Origin of the sequence: Massilia sp. IC2-476, from assembly GCF_020707295.1 — a bacterium.
Taxonomy (GTDB): Bacteria; Pseudomonadota; Gammaproteobacteria; order Burkholderiales; family Burkholderiaceae_D; genus Telluria.
The window spans coordinates 34396-53470 of record NZ_JAJFER010000008.1; the positions used below are offsets into that span (position 1 = coordinate 34396).

The following is a 19075-nucleotide window of genomic DNA, read 5'->3' on the forward strand; positions in this document are numbered from 1 at the left end:
GCCGTTGTAACATCTTGGGTTTTGCGAATGCTGTCGCATTCGAGCATCAAATAACTTGGGTCCCGGCCTTCACCGGGATGACATTTCCGGCAGCGCCGGAAATATCAAATTCTTGAGCGCTGAAAGGCGCTTGTTCCGACTGCCCTGGTCGCGGGGCGGTCACCACTGGGTTACCGGGCTGGCATTTGTGCCGGCATTCGGACCCATTTATTTTTGGAGTTTCACATGAAAGTAGTCGCATTCAACCGCACTCAGCAGGGGACCGGAGCGAGCCGCCGCCTGCGCAACGCTGGCCAGACCCCGGGCATCATCTACGGTGGCGCCGACGCCCCGCAACTGATCGCTCTGGATGGCAACGCGCTGTTCCACGCGCTCAAGAAAGAAGCTTTCCACGGTTCGATCCTGGACCTCGAAATCGAAGGCAAGACCCAGCAAGTCCTGCTGCGCGACTTCCAGATGCACGCATACAAGCAACTGGTCCTGCACGCTGACTTCCAGCGCGTCGACGCATCGAAGCCGATCCACACCAAGGTCACCCTGCACTTCATCAACGCCGACATCTCGCCGGCCGTCAAGCTGAGCAGCGCTGTGATCTCGCACGTCGCCAACGAACTGGACGTGGCTTGCCTGCCGGGCAAACTGCCGGAGTTCATCGAAGTCGACCTGAGCAAGCTGGAAGCCGGCCAGTCGATCCACGTGAACGACCTGACCCTGCCGGAAGGCGTGACCGCGCTGACCCACGGCCAGAACCTGACCCTGGTGACCACCTCGATCCCGCGCGGCGCAGCTTCGGCTGAAGCAGCTGCTGAGTAATATCTTCCTTCGCCAGCCGCTTCGGCGGCTTGCTGGAATCAAAACCCGCCGTGGCCCAGCCCGGCGGGTTTTTTGTTTTCGTAGGGTGGGCGGCTGCACCGTATTGGTCTGATCCGCCCATACGCCTTCGCCGCCCACGCGTTCAAACCACGGCAATGCTGCCAGCTCGGCTGTTCATCTGCTTGTTAAACGCGTGGGCGGCACGAGCGCTGCGGTCTGGCACCGCAAGAGGTATAGCCGCCCACCCTACGAACATCATTCCGCCATCGATTTCAGCGATAATCCTGCTTTTCCCAGAATCAAAGTAGACAGCGCATGTCCATCCGTCTGATCGTCGGCCTCGGCAACCCGGGCCCGGAGTACGAACAAACCCGCCACAATGCCGGCTTCTGGCTGGTCGACAACCTGGCCAACTCGCTACCGGGCTGCCGCCTGCAGCGCGAGTCGCGCTTCAATGCCATGGTGGCGAAGACCCGGATCGCCGGCAATGAAGTCTGGCTGCTGGAACCGCTGACCTACATGAACCGCTCCGGCCAGTCGGTGGGCGCACTGGCGCGCTTCTACAAGATCAACCCGGATGAGGTGCTGGTCGTGCACGACGAGCTCGACATGCTGCCCGGCGTGGCCAAACTCAAGAAGGGCGGTTCCTCGGGTGGACACAACGGCCTGAAGGACATCACGTCCGCGCTGGGCACCCAGGAATACTGGCGCCTGCGTCTCGGCATCGGCCATCCGCGCAGCCTGAACCTGCAGCAGGCCGTGGCCGACTTCGTGCTGCACCGCCCGCGCCGTGAAGAGCAGACCCTGATCGAGGAATCGATCGACAAGGCCCTGCGCATCATCCCGCTCGCCTGCGAGGGCAAGATGGATGTGGCGATGATGCAGCTGCATACCAGCTGAGCCAAAGCTATCGGGTCGCATCAAACTTGGGCACCGGCCTTCGCCGGTGCGACGGTCTTCCTGCAAACTAGCGTCCCTGCACCACGACCTGCCCGCGCAGGTCGGTCATCATGCGCTCGAGCGCCGGCCGCATTTGCCGATAGTCTTCCGGGGTGCAGGTGGCTGCCGTATGCCTGAATTGCAGGCGCCGTTTCACCAGCACCGTATTGCCTTGCCGCGCATACTGCGAGCGGTAGAAGAACCTGCCGTCATCTACCTGCAGACCCTTGGGCAGCGCGAGCACCCGGGTGCGTGGCGGCAGCGCATAGCGCAGCTCGTCCTCGGCGTCGACCGCCGGGCAGACGAATTCCTGGCGCCGCTCGGGCTCGCGTCCGAGCTCGAACACCGCATCACCTAAACCTCCCCAGAAGTTGTAGGTCGTCGCCAGCGCGACTGGCCCCGGCAGGCGCAGGAAGCCGTCGGTGGCGCCCGAGAAGGCCAGGGTGTAATCCTCGCGCGCGCCGTTCGCACTTTCCGTTTCGCCCGGCTCGAACAGGCCTTCGCCCGTCTGTCCCAATCCTGCCAGCATGCGCCGCACGAAACCCTCGCGGTCGGCCTGCGGCGTGGCGCGTACCGCCTGGCGGTAGGGTTCGGCAATGGCGCCGCCGCTGGTGCGGCGCACGTGAAAACGGCTGCTGCCGTCGCGCGCAATGTCGAAGCGCGTCGCGGTGCGGCTGCGCGCCGGCTGGTAAGCGGGCGTGACGGCGAACTGGCCGGAATCGGCCAGCAGGACCGGTTTGCCGAGCAGGGCAGGGGGCAGGAAGCCGCCCGCCACCGTCGCGGCGGTCGGGTCGAGGAAGAGCTGCAGCTGCGGGACGTAGACGATCACGTGGTTCAGCACACCCAGCGTCGGCACGCCCGGCAGGCGATAGGCATCGTCGCCGTTGACCAGGGCGGCGCTGGACGGGATGCCGCTTGCCGCCAGCAGGGCCTGCAGCAGCGCGGCGTGGTCCTTGCAGTCGCCGTAGCGGTTCACCAGCACCGAGCCCGCCGGATGCGGCACCACGCCGCCCGGACCAAGGTAGACCGCGACATAGCGAATATTGCGCCGCACCCAGTCTGACAGCGCGCTTGCCCGCGCATGTGGGTCGTCCAGCCCGCGCGTGATCTCGCCCGCAAGCGTCGTGATCGCCGCATCGGGCAACGCTGCCGCCGCAGCGCGCGCATGGTAGGCGCGAGCGAAAGCCGCATAGTCGGGGAAGGTCGAGACGGCCAGGCGCCGGCCATAGTCGAGGACACTCACCGAACCCTGCTCGATACGTTCGTTGTCGCCGTCCACGTAGCGCCAGGAGTAGCGGCGCCGGCCGGGCGCACTCTCCGTGGCTTGCGGCACGAAGCCGACCGCGTCCGCCTGCAACTGCATCGAGGCGGGCAGGTCGTAGGTCAGCCGGAAATCCTTCTGGCGCCAGGGGCGGCCCACGGTGAAATCTTCGAACTGGCCAGGGAACAGCGGCGTGTGGCGCCGCACGCTGTAGCGCAGGGTGAGCGTGTCGCCCGCCTGCACGCCGGGGAAGATGACGATTTTCAGGCGCGTGTCCTGGAACATCGGAGCGTCGCTTGACGCCGCCTCTTGCTGCTCGCGGATCTGCTGCGGCCCGACCGGTACCCGGCGCCCATCCGGCTTGGTGGTCCAGGCTTCGATGGCCACGACCGTGTCGAGCGAGCCGTTGTAGCTGACGTACTGCTCGGCATGCTGCTCGACCGCGCTTGCGGTGGCGATGGTTTTGACCAGCTCCACGTCGAGCACGTAGGAACCGTCTTCCGCCACCGTGAAATGCTGCCAGTGGCGATCGACGACGACCGAGCGGTCCGTCCCGCTGTCGCTCGCCAGCAGCCCGCCGCAAGCGAAGAGCAGGATCAGGAACAGGGCAAGTCGAACCGGCATGGCGGGCTCCGCGAAGGCGACCGGACCATGTTACGCAGCAGCTTCGCGCCACCCTTGCGCCAGCGCAAGCGCGCTCTTCCTGCGATAATTTTGCCCATGAAGGCACTCACACTCCACGCCGGGCCATTGGCCCTGGCCCAGATCGGCGCGCAGGGCTTTCGCGCGCAGGACATCGCCATCGTGCCGGCCGCGGCCGGTGGCCCCAAGGGACTGATCTTCCAGGCGCTCGACCAGTGGATGTTCGGAGAGTGGCTGCCGGGTGCGCCGCGCGAGCGCATCCTGATCGGTTCCTCGATCGGCGCCTGGCGCATGGCCGCCGCCTGCCAGCGCGATCCCGTCAAAGCGTTTGCCCGCCTGGGCGAGCTGTACGCGGGCCAGCGCTACACCAGCAGGAAGCCGACGCCACACGAGATCGACAAGGTGGTGCAGGGCCTGCTGGGCGAATTCGTGCGCGGCCACGAGGACGACATCGTGAGTCATCCCCACCACCGCCTGCACCTGCTCACGGTGCGCGGCAAGGGCGGCCTGGCTTCGCCCGTGCACCCGCGCGCCGAACTGCGCGGCTTTGCGACGGCGGCGCTGCACAACGCCTGCTCGCGCGCCTGGCTCGGCCGCCTGATGGAACGGGTCGTGATCGGCGACGCGCGCGCCCAAGCGCCGTGGCTGCGCGAGCGTTTCGACGCCTTCACCACCCATTTTTCTTCCCTGACGCGCGAGAACCTGGCGACCGGCCTGCTGGCCTCGGGCACGCTGCCGCTCATCATGAAGCCGGTGACGGGCATTGCCGACCTGCCGCCGGGCAGTTATTGGGACGGCGGCATCATCGACTACCACCTGGCCCTGCCGTATGCGCACGCCGCGCGTGAAACCAGGGGCGACATCGTGCTGTATCCGCACTTCACCCAGCACATCGTTCCTGGCTGGCTCGACAAGGGTTTCCCGTGGCGCCGCGCGGCGCGTGCCCATCGCGCGTGGCTCGACAACGTGCTGATTGTCGCGCCTTCGGAAGAATTCCTGCGTACCCTGCCGCGCCGCAAACTGCCGGATCGCGCCGACTTCAAGTTCTACGGACTCGACCATGAGGAGCGCATCCGCAACTGGCAGCGCGCCATGGGGGAAGGGCAGCGCCTGCGCGATGAGCTGGCGGCATTCGTGGCGAAGCCGGACCTGTCGCTGATCAAGCCGATCTAGGCCGTTCTGTCAGCGGCCGCAATCGGCGAACTCGGTATCGAACCAGCCCTTTGGCGCGCAGCGTCCGGCCAGCAAGGACTGGATGCGGGCGCTGCGCTGCGCCAGCGCGCCCGGATCGCGTACGGGGTGATACGCGTTCGGGGCCTTGATCATCGCCACCAGCCTCACGAATTCTTCTTCGCTCGTTGCCGCCAGCGGCTTGCCGAGATAGCTGCGCGCCGCCCCCTCCAGCCCCTTCACCTGCCGGCCCTCGTGCGTTCCCATGTACACCGTCGCCACATAGCGTGCCAGTTGCTCTTGCTTGGACATCCTGGCGTCCAGCACCAGGCTCATGACGTCGCGCCCCAGGTCGATGCGCTTGCAGCAGTCGAACACGCCGCGATAAAAGCGCTGCAACAGGCCGCCCGCGCCATCGAGCCGGCTGTCTCCCAGGAAGAGATCGCGCGCCAGCGCCGACGAGATCGTGGCCACACCCTGGCCGGGGGCGATGCTCAGGCCTGCATGCTCGAAGAAGGTCGGGTCTTCCACGCGCAGCAGGATGGTGCTCTGACGGGTGGACAGAGGCGCGCCGGTGGCGACCGGTGTCATGGCCCGCGCCTCGTGGAACACCATCCAGGCCCAGGCACCCGCCAGCGCCAGGTAGGCCAGCACCAGCATCAAGGCCATCAAGAGCGCCCTGCGCCAGCGCTTCACGGGAGCGCGGCTTCGCAGGAACAATGGGGCGGCATCATGTCGCCGCCGGTGCTGAAACAGGGTAGTAGGCATGTTGGATACAAGCAAGCTGCGGTTGAACGATCTTAGCAATAAATGCCGGTGAGAAAGTAACGAATACTCGCACCCTGGCCTTTCCTCTCAAGAGGTAGGCAGCCGTGGCGTTCGCGCAGCAACGCCCTGTCCACGCTGCGCCGTTTTTTTCGGCAACCAATAGCGTCCCCGGTTACAATGTGGGGTTTTGGAGCCGGGCTTCCTTCCGCTCCGCATCTATACGAGAGAAAGAGTCCCCATGAGCCTCCAATGCGGCATCGTCGGCCTGCCGAACGTCGGCAAGTCCACCCTGTTCAACGCCCTGACCAAGGCCGGCATCCCGGCTGAAAACTACCCGTTCTGCACCATCGAGCCGAACGTCGGCGTGGTCGAGGTGCCGGATCCGCGCATGCAGCAGCTGGCCGATATCGTCAAGCCCGAGCGCATCGTGCCGGCGATCGTCGAGTTCGTCGACATCGCGGGCCTGGTGGCCGGCGCGTCGAAAGGCGAGGGCCTGGGCAACCAGTTCCTGTCGCACATCCGCGAGACCGACGCCATCGTCAACGTGGTGCGTTGCTTCGAAGACGACAACGTCGTGCACGTGGCCGGCAAGGTCAGCCCGATCGACGACATCGAAGTGATCCAGACCGAGCTGGCGCTGGCCGACCTGGGCGCCGTCGAGAAGGCGATCCACCGCGAGAACAAGAAGGCGCGTTCGGGCGACAAGGATGCCGCCAAGCTGGTGGCGATGTGCGAGCGCATGCTGCCGCACCTGAACGAAGGCCAGCCAGTGCGCACGATGGGTCTGGACGCCGAAGAAATGGCCCTGATCCGCGAACTGCACCTGATCACGGCAAAGCCGGCGATGTACGTGGCCAACGTGTCCGACACCGGCTTCACCAACAACCCGCTGCTCGACAAGCTGACCGAATTCGCCAAGAAGCAGAATGCGCCGATCGTGGCAATCTCCGCCGCCATCGAATCGGAAATCGCCGAAATGGACGACGCCGACAAGAAGGACTTCCTGGCCGACATGGGCATGGAAGAGCCGGGCCTGGACCGCCTGATCCGCGCCGCATACTCGCTGCTCGGCCTGCAGACCTACTTTACCGCCGGTGTGAAGGAAGTGCGCGCCTGGACCGTCAAGGTCGGCGCCACCGCACCGCAGGCGGCGGGCGTGATCCACACCGACTTCGAGCGTGGCTTCATTCGCGCCCAGACCATCGCCTTCGACGACTACATCGCCTACAAGGGCGAAGCCGGCGCCAAGGAAGCGGGCAAGATGCGCGCGGAAGGCAAGGACTACATCGTCAAGGATGGCGATGTGCTGAACTTCCTGTTCAACGTCTGATCGCACCGCACCACCAGAAAGCCCCGCCATCGAGCGGGGCTTTTTCCTTGCCAGGCCCGTTGTTGCACGAGCATTCGTCCCACATGGACGGCCGTTCGTCCCGAAATGGTTTGCTGAACGCGCCCGCCATGTTCAACTACGTCGAGTAAGTCGTTTCCAATAACAAGCGATGAGTGAGCGAATGATGAAAACAAGCCTGGTCACTACCGTCCTCCTGCTGACGGCATCTGGCGCGCTGGCGCAGGACGCCATCAACTGCAGTTCCTGCGCCGAGTGGAACAAGCCCGTTGCCCCCTTCAACATCCACGGCAACACCTGGTACGTCGGCACCGCCGGCCTGTCCGCCCTCCTGGTCACCAGCCCGCAAGGCCACGTGCTGCTCGACGGCGCGCTGCCGCAATCGGCGCCGCTGATCCAGAAGAACATCGAGGCGCTCGGCTTCAAGATGAAGGACGTGAAGCTGATCCTGAATTCGCACGCCCACTTCGACCACGCCGGCGGCATCGCGACCCTGCAGAAGGCGAGCGGCGCCACCGTCGCCCACAGCCCGCACGGCGCCCAGGTGCTGCGCGCCGGCGCGCCGGGCACGGACGATCCGCAGTACGACCCGAAAGAGCGTTTCACCATCCCCAAAGTCGCCCAGGTAAAGGAAGTGGCAGACGGCGAAACCCTGTCGGTCGGCCCGCTGCGCTTCACCGTGCACTACACGCCCGGCCACACGCCCGGCGGCACTACCTGGACCTGGCAATCCTGCGAGGCCGGCAAATGCCTCGACATGGTGTATGCCGACAGCCTGACCGCGGTTTCCACCGACGGCTTTTACTACACGGGCGGCGCCAATTACCCAGACCGCTCGGCGAGCTTCCGCAAGACCATCGACACGGTCGCCGGCCTGAAGTGCGATATCGTGGTCGCCGCCCATCCGTCAGCCACCGACGCTTTCGCCAAGGCGGCCGCGAAGACGGCGCAATCGAATCCCTTCATCGATCCGGAAGGCTGCCGCAAGCTGGCCGCCGGCGCCCGCAAGAACTTCGAGGCGCGCCTGCAGCGCGAAGCGGCTGAGAAGGCCAAGGCTGCCGGAGGCTAAAATAGCGGCATGGCCACCGTTACCGAACTCATTATTTATCCGATCAAGTCCTGCGCCGGCATTTCCGTGCCGGAGGCGCAGTTCCTCGTCTCCGGCCTGGTCGCCGGCGGCGTGCACGACCGCGAGTGGATGCTGGTCACCCGCGACGGCCAGTTCCTGACCCAGCGCGAGTACCCGCGCATGGCCCTGCTCACGCCACGCATCATCGGTGACGCGGTCGAGGTGAGCGCGCCGGGCATGCCGCCCCTGCGCCTGCCGCTCGCGCACGACGCGGGTGCACCCGGCATCACCGTCCAGATCTGGGACCACAGCGTACTTGCCGCCGACTGCGGCGACGCGGCCGCCGCCTGGTTCGGCGATGCGATTGGCGGCGCCTGCCGCCTGGTGCGCTTCCGCCCCGACGTGCAGCGCCCGACCAGCACCAAGTGGACCGGCAGCGCCCCGTCCGAGACCCGCTTCGCCGACGGCTACCCGATCCTGGTCATCGGCCAGGCCTCGCTCGATGACCTGAACAGCCGCCTGGTGGCGGCCGGCCGCACGGCGCTGCCGATGAACCGCTTCCGCCCAAACCTGGTCGTCGATGGCCTCGAGGCCTTCGAAGAGGATTACGTGGAATCCTTCACCGGCGGCGGCCTGGCGCTGCGTCCGGTGAAACCCTGTGCGCGCTGCCCGATCCCGGCGATCGACCAGGCGACCGGCATCCCCGGCCCCGATCCGCTCGACATCCTGCAGGCCTACCGCGCCAACCCGCGCATGGAAGGCGCGGTCTGCATGGGCATGAACGCCATCGTCACGGCAGGCGAGGGCGGGCGCCTCCACATCGGCCAGGAGCTGGACGCCAGCATCGCATTCTGACGTCTATACAAGTTGTATATGCAGGTGGCATTGCCACACAATGTCGCGAAATCGCCCGTCAGGGCGATTTTTCGTTTCCAAGGCTGGAAAGATGGCGTAATGTTACGGTTATTGCTGAAAGGAATTTTCAATGCACGAGCCGGACGCGCTAACGCGAGAACTGATGCTGGAGAACGAGACCCTGCGTTCCCGCATGGCGTACCTGCTCGAGCAGGCCGAGCGCAACCACTCGATCATGACGCGCCACCAGGCTTTCGACCTGCAGATCGTGGGCGCCAGCTCCTTCCAGGAACTGGTCTCGACCATCTTCGGCACCCTGCCGCTGATCTCGGAACTGGACACCGTGACCCTGTCGCTGGTGGACCCGGAAGCCGACATCTACACCGTCATGCACAAGCTGGGCGTCGATTACGAAGCGCTGCCTAGCCTGCTGTTCTGCGAGCAGGCCGAGGAACTCGGCTTCAAGCTGGTCGACGGGCGCCGCCCGCGCCCGGTGCTGGGCCCGTACGCGCCGTCGCGCCATGGCGCCATGTTCCCGCAACCGCCCAAGAACCTGCAAAGCGTGGCCCTGGTGCCGCTGCTGCGCAATACCCGCCTGATCGGCAGCCTGAACCTGGGCAGCTCGGACCCCAACCGGTTCACGCCGGCCCTGGGCACCGACTTCATCGAGCACATGGGATCGATCGTCGCGATCTGCCTCGAGAACGTCATCAGCAACGAGATGCTGAAGTTCATCGGGCTCACCGATTCCCTGACGGGCGTGTACAACCGCCGCTACATCGACCGCCGCCTGGTGGAAGAGATCGCGCGGGCACGCCGCCAGGGCTACCGCATCTCCTGCATGTACATCGACATCGATCACTTCAAGCAAGTCAATGACACGGTCGGCCACCAGGGCGGCGACGAAGTGCTGCGCGAGGTGGCGACCCGGATCAAGGCCGAACTGCGCATCTCGGATGCGCTGGGACGCTTCGGCGGCGAGGAATTCGTGGTGCTCTTGATCGACGCCGACCTGGAAAGCGCCAGCATGGTGGCCCAGCGCATCCGCGCCAGCGTGGCGCTGGCGCCGGTCGACCTGGCCAGCGGCGAGCGGGTCGAGGTGACGGTGTCGATCGGCGTGGCGACGCTCGACGACTTCGAGCGCGACCACGCGATCGAGGGCGTGGCGCAGGATCTGGTGGCGCAGGCGGATACGGCGCTGTATCAGGCCAAGGCCAATGGCCGCAATCGCGTGGTGTCCCTGGCGTAGGGTGGGCGGCTTCGCCGCCCACGCGGTCAACGTCCGCGGGTACGACCACGGAATATCAACATTTGGCAATCGCCGCGTGGGCGGCAAAGCCGCCCACCCTACAGTAAACGACTCTCGGCGCGGCTAACGGCTTCTCCCTCACCCCGCAGCACCAGCACATCCCCCGCCAGCAGGATCGTCTCCGGATCGAAGTGCAGGCTTTGCCCGTTGCGCCGCAGCGTCGTGACTTCGGCCCCGACTTCCTCGAACGCCAGCTCTCCTATCCGCTTGCCGATCCCCACCGCCCCGCTGTGCAGCGTCACCGAGTGCAGCCGCACATAAGTGTGTTCCAGGTCGTCGCTCACGTCGCTCGCGCCGTGGAAGTAGCCGCGCAGCGAGGCGTAGCGTTCGTCGCGCGCCACCTGCACCCGGTGCACCACGCGGCGCAGCGGCACGCCCATGGTCACCAGGGCGTGCGAGGCCAGCATCAACGAGCTTTCCAGCGCTTCCGGCACCACTTCGGTGGCGCCGGCGCGTTTCAGCACGTCGAGGTCGCTGTCGTCGTGGCTGCGCACGATGACGGCCAGGTTCGGCGCCAGCTCGTGCACCAGGTGCAGCACCTTCAGCGCCAGTCTCGTGTCGGCGAAGGTGATCACCAGCGCGCTGGCGCGGTTGATGCCGGCCGCGATCAGGCTTTCGCGGCGCGCCGCGTCGCCATAGGACACGTTGGCGCCGGCGGCCTGCGCTTCCTGGACCCGCTCCGGGTCCAGGTCGAGCGCGTACCAGGGCAGCTTTTCCTCGGTCAGCAGGGTCGCCAGGCTCTGGCCGCTGCGCCCGAAGCCGGCGATGATCACGTGCTTCTGGGTCTTCATGGTGCGGCTGGCGAGCTGGGTCAGCTGCAGCGACTGCATCATCCATTCGTTGGACGCGAGCTTCATCACGATCCGGTCCATGTTCTCGATGACGAAGGGCGCGACCAGCATCGACAGCACCATCGAGGCCAGCACCAGCTGCAAGAGGAAAGGATCGACCAGCTTCGAGCCCATCGCCAGGTTCAGCAGCACGAAGCCGAACTCGCCCGCCTGGGCCAGCGCCAGGCCAGTGCGCATTGCGACGCCGTCGCTCGACCCGAAGGCTTTGGCCAGCGCCGCGATGATCGCGAATTTGAGCAGTACGGGGAAGATCACCAGCGCCAGCACCACCCACCAGTGCTCCAGCACCAGGTCCAGGTTGAGCAGCATGCCCACGGTGATGAAGAACAGCCCGAGCAGCACGTCGCGGAAGGGCTTGATGTCTTCTTCCACCTGGTGCTTGTACTGGGTCTCGGAGATCAGCATGCCGGCAACGAAGGCGCCCAGCGCCAGCGACAGGCCGGCCTGCTCGGTGATCCAGGCCAGGCCCAGCGTTACCAGGAGCAGGTTGAGCATGAACAGTTCCTGCGAGCGGCGCTTGGCGACGATGGTGAACCAGTTGCGCATCAGTTTCTGGCCGAAGATCAGGAGCAGGGCCAGCACGAAGGCCGCCTTGAGAGCGGCCCAGCCGAGCGTGATGGCCAGTTCCTCGGCCGGGCGGGCCAGCGAAGGGATCATGATCAGGAGCGGCACCACCGCCAGGTCCTGGAACAGCAGGATGCCGATGATGCGGCGTCCGTGCTCGCTCTCGAGCTCGAGGCGCTCGGTCATCATCTTGACCACGATGGCGGTCGAGGACATGGCCAGCGCCCCGCCCAGGGCGAAGGCGGCCTGCCAGCTGACGTGCAATGCCGGTGCCCACCAAGAAATGAACAGGCCGAAAGCCATCGCCGCCACGATCGTCAATACGACCTGCGCCAGGCCGAGCCCGAACACGATGCGTCGCATCGATTTGAGCTGGGCCAGTGAGAATTCCAGCCCGATGGAGAACATCAGGAACACGACCCCGAATTCGGCCAGTGCATGGGTCGCTGGGCTGTCGTCGGCAAGTGCCAGCGCATGGGGGCCGATCAATACGCCGGCTGCCAGATAGCCCAGCATCGGCGGCAGGTGAAGCATGCGGAATGCGACCACGCCGAGGACGGCGCAGCCAAGCAGAAGGAGGGTCAGTTCAAGTCCGGAATGCATCGTCCCCAGGGTATGTTGTCGTTGTTGTTATGCGTCGTAATCGACCGCAGTTGTAGTGCTTTGTTACGACTGGCAAGTTTTTTGCTTACCCAATTCGTTTATACTGCCGCTATGAGTGTAACCCATGAAAAAATAATGCTGAAAAGTTTCGACGAAGGCCAGGCCAGGCGCGTGCTCGAGCTGGGCCGCGAGACCCTGGCCATCGAAGCCGACGCGCTTCAAGCGCTGCATGCCCGCCTGGGCGACGACGACACGTTCGTGCGCGCCGTCCAGCTGCTGTACGGCTGCACCGGCCGCGTCGTGGTCTCGGGCATGGGCAAATCCGGTCACATCGCCCGCAAGATTGCCGCCACCCTGGCCTCGACCGGCACCCCCGCCATGTTCGTGCACCCGGGCGAAGCCGCCCATGGCGACCTCGGCATGGTGACCACGCACGACGTGTTCATCGCCATCTCGAATTCCGGCGAATCGTCGGAACTGCTGGAAATCCTGCCGGCCATCAAGCGCATGGGCACCCCGGTGATCTCGATGACCGGCAAGCCGCATTCGCGCCTGGCCAAGCTGTCCGAGATCCATCTCGACATCTCGGTTGCCAAGGAAGCCTGCACCCTCAACCTGGCGCCGACCACCAGCACCACCGTGACCCTGGCCATGGGCGACGCCCTGGCCGTGGCCCTGCTGGACGCGCGCGGCTTCCGCGAGGAAGACTTCGCCATGTCGCACCCGGGCGGCGCCCTGGGCCGACGCCTCTTGACCCACGTGCGCGACGTCATGCGCAGCGGCGAGGCCATCCCCGCCGTCTCGCCCGACACGCCGCTCACGCGCGCACTGCTGGAAATCAGCCAGAAGGGCATGGGCATGACCGCCGTCGTCGACGAAGAGCGCCGCCCGGTCGGCGTGTTCACCGACGGCGACCTGCGCCGCCTGATCGAGCGCGTGACCGACTTTTCCAATATCACGATCCGCGACGTGATGCACGCCAATCCGCGCCGCATCCATCCGGAGCAGCTGGCGGTCGACGCCGTCGCCGTCATGGAAGAATTCCGCATCAACCAGATGCTGGTGGTGGATGGCGAAGACCGCCTGGTCGGCGCGCTCCACATCCACGACCTGACCCGCGCCAAGGTGATTTGATGACGCCGCTCGAATACATGCAGCGCGCGGCGCGCGTGAAGGTAATGATCTTCGACGTCGACGGCGTGCTCACCGACGGCAGCCTCACCTACGGCCCGGACGGCGAAGTCACCAAGACTTTCAATGTGCTCGACGGCCTCGGCATCCAGCTGCTGAACAAGACCGGCGTGAAGACCGCCATCATCAGCGCGCGCAAATCGCCGATCGTGGTCAAGCGTGCGGCCGATCTCGGCATCTCGCACGTCTACCAGGGCATCCACGACAAGCGCGTCGGCTTCGCCGAACTGCTGCAGGCCACCGGCGTCACGCCGGAAGAATGCGGCTATATCGGCGACGACGTGATCGACCTGCCGCTGTTCACCCGCGTGGGCTTTGCCGTCACCGTGCCCTCCGGCCACCCGGAAGTGCAGCATCGCGCCCATTACGTGACGAAGAACGCGGGCGGCCGCGGCGCCGTGCGCGAGGTCTGCGACCTGGTGATGCGCGCCCAGGGCACCTATGAACAGGCGCTCGCGCCTTATTTTGCATAAGCATGGTCACTTACAAGCGCACCGCCCACCGCTGGAAGCTCCTGGCGATCATGATGATCGCAACCTTCTGCGCCGTCGGCAGCTTCTGGCTGGTGCAGGTGATGGAGCGCGAGGACGGCGACGCCCGCTTCGGCGGCCCGCCGGATGAACCCGACTACATCGTCGAGAACTTCTCCTTCGTGCGCATGACGGAGCAGGGCAAGCCGAGCTACGTGGTGTCCGGCAAGCGCCTGGCGCACGTGCCGCAGGGCGACGTGTCGCGCGTCGAGAGCCCGGTGATGGAAGGCGTGACGCCGGGGCGCCCGCGCATGACCATCGTCGCCAACCGCGCCGAGATCTACCACGGCGAGCACCGCGTCGAACTGCTCGGCAAGGTCGACATCCAGCGTCCGGCCACACCGACCAGCGAAGCACTGCGTGTGCGCACCGAGGCCCTGACCGTGCTGCCCGACGAGGAAATCCTCAAGACCGCGAAGCCGGTCGACATGCAGCTGGGCGCCTCCACCGTGGTCGGCACCGGCATGGTCGCCAACAACGCGACCCAGAAGCTGCACCTCGCCAGCCGCGGCCAGATCGTCTATCCGCCACGTGCGCGCCAATAAGCACGGCGCCGCCAACCCAGGACAAGCAATATGAAAAAAATTATCGCAGCCGCACTTCTCAGCCTGATCGCCTTCGGCGCCTCGGCCGAGCGTGCCGATTCGCTCAAGCAGGCCGTGATCAACTTCGACACTCTCGATGTCGACGAGGTCACCCAGACCCGCATCCTGACCGGCAACGTCGTGCTCACGCGCGGCACGCTGGTGCTGAAGTCCGACCGCGCCCTGGTCAAGGAAACGCCGGAAGGCTACATGAGCGTGACCCTCACCGCCAACAACGGCAAGATTGCGACCTTCCGCCAGAAGCGCGATGGCGGTCCCGACCTGTGGGTCGAGGGCCAGGCCCAGCGCATCGAGTACGACGAGCGCGCCGAGCTGGTGAAGCTGTTCTCCAACGCCGAAGTGCGCGAGCTGGAGAACGGCCGCATGACCAATGAAATCCAGGGGCCCTTCATCTCCTACGACAACCGGCGCGAAGTGGCGACCGTGCGCAACGACGCCAGCGGCGCCAGCAAGGTCGGCGGCGGCCGCGGCACCCTGATCCTGGCGCCCAAGCGCACCACCAGCGAAGGCGCCAAGCAATGACGGCCACCATGACGGCAGGCACGCCGGCCACGGCGCTTGATACCTGCAGCACCCTGGTGGTCAAGGGCCTGCAGAAGAGCTACGGCAAGCGCCTGGTGGTGCGCGACGTGTCGCTGCAGGTGGACTGCGGCGAAGTGGTCGGCCTGCTGGGTCCCAACGGCGCCGGCAAGACCACCTCCTTCTACATGATCGTCGGCCTGGTGCCGTCGGACGCCGGCACCATCGACATCAACGGCACCGACATCTCGAACCTGCCGATCCACCGGCGCGCGGTGCTGGGCCTGTCCTACCTGCCGCAGGAAGCCTCGGTGTTCCGCCGGCTGACGGTGGAAGAGAACATCCGCGCCGTGCTGGAACTGCAGCGCGTGGACGGCAAGCCGCTCTCGAAGGACCAGATCAACGAGCGCCTCGACACCCTGCTAGCCGAACTGCAGATCGAGAAGCTGCGCGAGAACCCGGCGCTGTCGCTGTCGGGCGGCGAGCGGCGCCGCGTGGAGATCGCGCGCGCACTGGCGACCAATCCGCGCTTCGTGCTGCTCGACGAACCCTTCGCCGGCGTGGACCCGATCGCGGTGATCGAGATCCAGCGCATCGTGCGCTTCCTGAAAGAGCGCAACATCGGCGTCCTGATCACCGACCACAACGTGCGCGAGACCCTCGGCATCTGCGACCGCGCCTACATCATCAACCAGGGCGCCGTGCTGGCATCCGGCCGCCCCGACGACATCATCGCCAACGAATCGGTGCGCCGCGTGTATCTGGGCGAGCACTTCAGAATGTAACGATGAAGCAGAGTCTCCAGCTACGCACTTCGCAGCACCTGGCGCTGACGCCGCAACTGCAGCAGTCGATCCGCCTGCTGCAGCTGTCCACGCTCGAACTGCACCAGGAGATCGAGCAGATCCTGCACGACAATCCGCTGCTGGAGCGGCTCGACGACCCGCTCGACCGCTCGGTGCGGCTGCTGGCCGACGGCGCCATCAACAACGCGCCGGCGAACGGCGAGGCGCCCGCCCCGGGACAGGAAGCGCAGGAGGGCGCGAAGCCGGAAGGCGAGAGCATGGAGGACGGCGCCGACAGTGGGGGCGGCGAGGCCGACGCCGACTGGGGCGGTGAAGGCGGCGGCGCACGCAGCGGCGACGACGAGGACGGCCGCCCGCAACTGGAAGCCGACGGCATCACGCTGCGCGAACACCTGGCCGAACAGATCCGCCTGACCGGCTGCAGCGCGCGCGACCGGGCCCTGGCCGAGCTGGTGATCGACGCCCTCGACGACAACGGCTACCTGGAAGAGCCGCTCGACGAGATCCACGCGCGCCTGCCGGGCGAGCTGGACATCGAGATGGACGAACTGCGCTGCGCGCTGGCGCTGGTGCAGAGCCTCGACCCGATCGGCGTCGGCGCGCGCAGCGCGGCCGAATGCCTGGCGCTGCAGATCCGCCGCATGGCGGGCGTGCCGCTGGTGACGCGGCGCCTGGCCCTGCAGATCGTCGAGGGTTACCTGAGCTGGTTCGCGCAGCGCGAATACAGCAAGCTGAAAAAGGCGCTCGACTGCGACGACGAAGACCTGCGCGAAGTGCAGGCCGTGGTGCGCCGCTGCAATCCGCACCCGGGTGCGGCCTTCGCATCGAACACCTCGGACTACGTGGTGCCGGACGTGATCGTGCGCCGCGCCAAGAGCGGCTGGGCGGTGGCGCTCAATCCCGACGTGATGCCCAAGCTGCGCGTGAACACGCTGTACGCCAACCTGCTCAAGCAGGGCAGGAGCGAAAGCCAGATGGGCGCGCAGCTGCAGGAAGCCAAGTGGCTGATCAAGAATATGCGCCAGCGCTTCGACACGATCCTGCGTGTCGCAGAGGCAATTGTGGAGCGCCAGCGCAACTTTTTCAGCCACGGCGCGGTTGCCATGCGCCCTCTTGTTTTGCGTGAGATAGCTGATACACTAGGCCTACACGAGAGCACCATCTCTCGTGTAACCACGCAGAAATACATGCTGACCCCGCACGGCATGTTTGAGCTGAAGTACTTCTTCGGAAGCCATGTCGCCACCGAAGCGGGGGGAGAAGCCTCCTCGACGGCGATCCGCGCGCTCATCGCGCAATTGACAGGAGCAGAAGACCCTAGGAATCCTCTATCCGACAGCAAGATCGCGGAGATGCTCGGGGAACAAGGTATGGTCATTGCCCGCCGCACGGTCGCCAAGTACCGTGAAGCGCTCAAGATTCCGCCCGTCAGCCTCCGCAAATCCCTGTAAAGCATCTGCCCACTTCAACCTTGTGGGGCGGGCAGGGCACCTTCCCAAGGAGTGTGTATGAACCTCACCATCAGCGGCCACCACCTCGAAGTCACCCCCGCCATCCGTGAATACGTTCAGAATAAGCTCGAGCGCATCACCCGCCATTTCGACCACGTGATCGACACCCACGTGTTCCTCGCCATCGATAACCTCACTGAAAAAGAAAAACGGCAGAAAGCCGAGATCAACCTCCAGGTATCGGGCAAGATCCTCCACGTCGCAAGCGCTGCACAGGATCTCTACGCGGCCATCGACACCCTGATGGACAGACTGGACAGGCAGGTTCTGAAACACAAATCCATGCTGCAAGACCATAACCACGTGGCGCACAAGCGCCTTCCGGACAACGGAGAAGCCGCCGCCGCGTAATCAACGGGCGACCGCAAACACAGCAAGGGCGTCTGAGGGGACGCCCTTTTTGCATTTGTACGAAGCTGTTACTTTTCGAGGCTTCCGGTTTTACACGGTAGTTCTGTAGAATGCATGTCTTTTCGACCACAGAACACGATCATGACCGACACCGTCCTGACCCGCGTCGCCAATCGCACCGGCGTCATTACGCTCGACCGACCGAAAGCCCTGAATTCCCTGTCGCTCGACATGGTCCGTGCCTTGACCGCGATCCTGCTGCAGTGGAAGGACGACGCGGGCATCGACGCGGTGGTCATCACCAGCACCAGCGAGAAGGCCCTGTGCGCGGGCGGCGACATCCGCTTCTTCCACGAGATGGGCCACGTCGGCCCGACCGGCGGCAGCGCGCTGCTGGAAGACTTCTTCACCGAAGAATACGCACTGAACCACCTGATCCACTTCTATCCGAAGCCCTATATTGCGCTGATGGACGGCGTGGTGATGGGCGGCGGCATGGGCATAGCCCAAGGCGGCCCCGATTGCGGCCTGCGCATCGTGACCGAGCGCACCAAGATGGCCATGCCCGAGGTGAACATCGGCCTGTTCCCGGACGTGGGCGGCAGCCATTTCCTGTCGCATGCGCCGGGCCAGCTGGGTCAGTACCTGGGCCTGACCGGCCTCACCATCGGCGCGGCCGATGCGCTCTACGTGGGGCTGGCGGACGTGTTCGTGCCGGGCGTCGAGCTGGTTGGTCTTCAGGCGCTGATCGAGACCACGCCGGGCGCCGAACTGCCGGCGGCGATCCACGCCTTCGCGGCGCAGTTCGCAGGGCAGCAGGGCGCGAGCGAACTGCAGGCGCAGCGCGGCGTGATCGATGCGCATTTCGGCGCGGCCTCGGTGGGCGCAATCATGGAATCGCTGGCGCGTGACGAGAACCTGTTCGCGCAGAAGGCGCTCAAGGCGATGCGCCAGCGTTCGCCCCTGATGATGTGCGTGACGCGCGAACTCCTGCAACGCGGGGCATCGCTCGACGTCGCGGACTGCCTGCGCATGGAACGCAACCTGGTGCGCCGCAATTTCGAGCATGGCGAGGTGCTGGAGGGCGTGCGGGCGCTGGTGATCGACAAGGACAACCAGCCGAAGTGGAATCCGGCGACGCTGGAGGAAGTGACGCCGGAGATGGTGGCAAGGTTCTTCGAGCCGGTGTGGCCAGAATACGCGCACCCGCTGCGCCATCTGTCCTGACCACCGGCCTCAAAACCGTCATCCCGGCGCAGGCCGGGATCCAATTCCGTTGCGCAGCGTTAGCCTATCCACGAAGAGCCGAAGGTACGCATGCAAACTTGGGTTCCGGCCTTCGCCGGAACGACGGTTTTCGGTTAACGATT

Annotated in this window: 18 protein-coding genes; 15 read left to right on the forward strand and 3 right to left on the reverse strand. The window is 65.6% G+C overall.

The features are described from left to right. Positions 1–225: 225 nt before the first annotated feature. Positions 226–813 (forward strand): 50S ribosomal protein L25/general stress protein Ctc, encoded by a 588-nt coding sequence (locus tag LK539_RS19340; protein WP_227802693.1) that lies wholly within the window; start codon positions 226–228, stop codon positions 811–813. Between the two features lie 315 nt (positions 814–1128). Beyond that, positions 1129–1713 carry an aminoacyl-tRNA hydrolase gene (gene pth, locus LK539_RS19345; protein WP_227802694.1) on the forward strand — a complete coding sequence of 195 codons (585 nt, stop codon included), beginning with the start codon at positions 1129–1131 and terminating at the stop codon, positions 1711–1713. Between the two features lie 67 nt (positions 1714–1780). On the opposite strand, the gene LK539_RS19350 is transcribed toward pth, so the two are convergent. Beyond that, positions 1781–3637: a DUF3857 domain-containing transglutaminase family protein gene (locus LK539_RS19350; RefSeq protein ID WP_227802695.1), complete on the reverse strand. Its 1857-nt coding sequence runs from the start codon at positions 3635–3637 to the stop codon at positions 1781–1783. A gap of 96 nt (positions 3638–3733) precedes the next feature. Between LK539_RS19350 and LK539_RS19355 the strand changes: the two genes are divergently transcribed. After that, a complete protein-coding gene (locus LK539_RS19355; protein WP_227802696.1) occupies positions 3734–4828 on the forward strand; it encodes a patatin-like phospholipase family protein in 1095 nt (364 codons plus the stop codon). Positions 4829–4837: 9 nt separating this feature from the next. Here the strand turns inward: LK539_RS19355 and LK539_RS19360 are convergent, their stop codons facing one another. After that, on the reverse strand, positions 4838–5521 hold the full coding sequence (locus LK539_RS19360) for a transglycosylase domain-containing protein (RefSeq protein ID WP_227802697.1): 684 nt from the start codon (positions 5519–5521) through the stop codon (positions 4838–4840). Between the two features lie 310 nt (positions 5522–5831). Here LK539_RS19360 and ychF point away from each other — a divergent pair, with 310 nt between their 5' ends. The 4 genes from ychF to LK539_RS19380 all read left to right on the forward strand — a co-directional run bounded on the left by ychF (position 5832) and on the right by LK539_RS19380 (position 10114). Next, entirely contained in the window at positions 5832–6923 is a 1092-nt protein-coding gene (gene ychF, locus LK539_RS19365) for a redox-regulated ATPase YchF (protein WP_227802698.1), read from the forward strand. A gap of 181 nt (positions 6924–7104) precedes the next feature. Continuing rightward, positions 7105–8010, forward strand: a complete 906-nt coding sequence (gene bla / locus LK539_RS19370; RefSeq protein ID WP_227802699.1) for a subclass B3 metallo-beta-lactamase — start codon at positions 7105–7107, stop codon at positions 8008–8010. A gap of 9 nt (positions 8011–8019) precedes the next feature. After that, positions 8020–8865: an MOSC domain-containing protein gene (locus LK539_RS19375; RefSeq protein ID WP_227802700.1), complete on the forward strand. Its 846-nt coding sequence runs from the start codon at positions 8020–8022 to the stop codon at positions 8863–8865. A 130-nt stretch (positions 8866–8995) separates the two neighbouring features. Further along, a complete protein-coding gene (locus LK539_RS19380; RefSeq protein ID WP_227802701.1) occupies positions 8996–10114 on the forward strand; it encodes a diguanylate cyclase in 1119 nt (372 codons plus the stop codon). A gap of 98 nt (positions 10115–10212) precedes the next feature. Here LK539_RS19380 and LK539_RS19385 read toward each other — a convergent pair whose 3' ends face one another. Continuing rightward, positions 10213–12192 carry a monovalent cation:proton antiporter family protein gene (locus tag LK539_RS19385; protein ID WP_227802702.1) on the reverse strand — a complete coding sequence of 660 codons (1980 nt, stop codon included), beginning with the start codon at positions 12190–12192 and terminating at the stop codon, positions 10213–10215. Between the two features lie 111 nt (positions 12193–12303). Here LK539_RS19385 and LK539_RS19390 point away from each other — a divergent pair, with 111 nt between their 5' ends. From LK539_RS19390 to LK539_RS19425, 8 genes are all read left to right on the forward strand, one after another. Further along, complete coding sequence (locus LK539_RS19390; RefSeq protein WP_307729122.1) at positions 12304–13326, forward strand: KpsF/GutQ family sugar-phosphate isomerase; 1023 nt, start codon at positions 12304–12306, stop codon at positions 13324–13326. Next, on the forward strand, positions 13326–13856 hold the full coding sequence (locus LK539_RS19395; protein WP_227802704.1) for an HAD family hydrolase: 531 nt from the start codon (positions 13326–13328) through the stop codon (positions 13854–13856). Before LK539_RS19390 ends, LK539_RS19395 begins: the two co-directional genes overlap by 1 nt. 2 nt (positions 13857–13858) lie before the next feature. After that, positions 13859–14458 (forward strand): LPS export ABC transporter periplasmic protein LptC, encoded by a 600-nt coding sequence (lptC, locus tag LK539_RS19400; protein ID WP_227802705.1) that lies wholly within the window; start codon positions 13859–13861, stop codon positions 14456–14458. A 30-nt stretch (positions 14459–14488) separates the two neighbouring features. Next, positions 14489–15040 (forward strand): lipopolysaccharide transport periplasmic protein LptA, encoded by a 552-nt coding sequence (lptA, locus tag LK539_RS19405; protein ID WP_227802706.1) that lies wholly within the window; start codon positions 14489–14491, stop codon positions 15038–15040. Further along, positions 15037–15822, forward strand: a complete 786-nt coding sequence (lptB, locus tag LK539_RS19410; protein ID WP_227802707.1) for an LPS export ABC transporter ATP-binding protein — start codon at positions 15037–15039, stop codon at positions 15820–15822. The genes lptA and lptB overlap by 4 nt, the downstream gene beginning before the upstream one ends. Before the next feature lie 2 nt (positions 15823–15824). Beyond that, on the forward strand, positions 15825–17294 hold the full coding sequence (locus LK539_RS19415; protein WP_227802708.1) for an RNA polymerase factor sigma-54: 1470 nt from the start codon (positions 15825–15827) through the stop codon (positions 17292–17294). Positions 17295–17351: 57 nt separating this feature from the next. Further along, a complete protein-coding gene (hpf, locus tag LK539_RS19420) occupies positions 17352–17705 on the forward strand; it encodes a ribosome hibernation-promoting factor, HPF/YfiA family (protein ID WP_159698125.1) in 354 nt (117 codons plus the stop codon). Positions 17706–17846: 141 nt separating this feature from the next. Continuing rightward, positions 17847–18932 carry an enoyl-CoA hydratase/isomerase family protein gene (locus LK539_RS19425; protein ID WP_227802709.1) on the forward strand — a complete coding sequence of 362 codons (1086 nt, stop codon included), beginning with the start codon at positions 17847–17849 and terminating at the stop codon, positions 18930–18932. The last annotated feature ends 143 nt before the right edge of the window (positions 18933–19075 follow it).

Bases quoted from the DNA above. Each gene is read 5' to 3' on its own strand.
- LK539_RS19340 (WP_227802693.1), top strand. From the start codon at position 226: ATGAAAGTAGTCGCATTCAACCGCACTCAGCAGGGGACCGGAGCGAGC.
- pth (WP_227802694.1), top strand. From the start codon at position 1,129: ATGTCCATCCGTCTGATCGTCGGCCTCGGCAACCCGGGCCCGGAGTAC.
- LK539_RS19350 (WP_227802695.1), bottom strand. From the start codon at position 3,637: ATGCCGGTTCGACTTGCCCTGTTCCTGATCCTGCTCTTCGCTTGCGGC.
- LK539_RS19355 (WP_227802696.1), top strand. From the start codon at position 3,734: ATGAAGGCACTCACACTCCACGCCGGGCCATTGGCCCTGGCCCAGATC.
- ychF (WP_227802698.1), top strand. From the start codon at position 5,832: ATGAGCCTCCAATGCGGCATCGTCGGCCTGCCGAACGTCGGCAAGTCC.
- bla (WP_227802699.1), top strand. From the start codon at position 7,105: ATGATGAAAACAAGCCTGGTCACTACCGTCCTCCTGCTGACGGCATCT.
- LK539_RS19375 (WP_227802700.1), top strand. From the start codon at position 8,020: ATGGCCACCGTTACCGAACTCATTATTTATCCGATCAAGTCCTGCGCC.
- LK539_RS19380 (WP_227802701.1), top strand. From the start codon at position 8,996: ATGCACGAGCCGGACGCGCTAACGCGAGAACTGATGCTGGAGAACGAG.
- LK539_RS19385 (WP_227802702.1), bottom strand. From the start codon at position 12,192: ATGCATTCCGGACTTGAACTGACCCTCCTTCTGCTTGGCTGCGCCGTC.
- LK539_RS19390 (WP_307729122.1), top strand. From the start codon at position 12,304: ATGAGTGTAACCCATGAAAAAATAATGCTGAAAAGTTTCGACGAAGGC.
- LK539_RS19395 (WP_227802704.1), top strand. From the start codon at position 13,326: ATGACGCCGCTCGAATACATGCAGCGCGCGGCGCGCGTGAAGGTAATG.
- lptC (WP_227802705.1), top strand. From the start codon at position 13,859: ATGGTCACTTACAAGCGCACCGCCCACCGCTGGAAGCTCCTGGCGATC.
- lptA (WP_227802706.1), top strand. From the start codon at position 14,489: ATGAAAAAAATTATCGCAGCCGCACTTCTCAGCCTGATCGCCTTCGGC.
- lptB (WP_227802707.1), top strand. From the start codon at position 15,037: ATGACGGCCACCATGACGGCAGGCACGCCGGCCACGGCGCTTGATACC.
- LK539_RS19415 (WP_227802708.1), top strand. From the start codon at position 15,825: ATGAAGCAGAGTCTCCAGCTACGCACTTCGCAGCACCTGGCGCTGACG.
- hpf (WP_159698125.1), top strand. From the start codon at position 17,352: ATGAACCTCACCATCAGCGGCCACCACCTCGAAGTCACCCCCGCCATC.
- LK539_RS19425 (WP_227802709.1), top strand. From the start codon at position 17,847: ATGACCGACACCGTCCTGACCCGCGTCGCCAATCGCACCGGCGTCATT.